Origin of the sequence: Paenibacillus sp. 1-18 (genome assembly GCF_000520755.1) — a bacterium.
Lineage (GTDB): Bacteria > Bacillota > Bacilli > Paenibacillales > Paenibacillaceae > Paenibacillus > Paenibacillus brasilensis.
Map to the genome: position 1 here is coordinate 1 of NZ_ASSB01000233.1, position 412 is coordinate 412.

Sequence of the window (412 nt, forward strand, 5' to 3'; positions counted from 1 at the left end):
GAAGATAAAAAGAAATGGGGGATTCGTGGAACGTATGTTTATATAACAGTTAATGAGGACTACAGACCTGATATACCTGAAGGAAGCTATTGGGCAGCAGATCGAGTGGTGCGCAAAGCAAATGGCGATCCTGATATTAAGTATTATGAGGATTGGAAAAAAAGTTATCCTGGCGACTTTTTGATTTTATCGAATAAAGAGGGTATATCTCAAGAAGAGCAAAGGTGGATGTCATTATCTAACATGACGGAAGGTCCTTTTGTATTTGATGGACGAGGTGGAGGGCGTGGCCCGAGTGCAGAAGAATTTAAACAGTTTTTCTCACAGTCGAGCAAGAAACAAATAACTGAGGACATAATTTCGAATAGTGCCCCAGTGAAACAGCAATCGAAGAATATACTCGAACAAGAAG

Annotated in this window: 1 pseudogene; it reads left to right on the top strand. The window is 40.3% G+C overall.

What is annotated here, in order from left to right:
* Nucleotides 1-412: pseudogene (locus L693_RS30625) on the top strand (hypothetical protein); the annotation flags it as partial.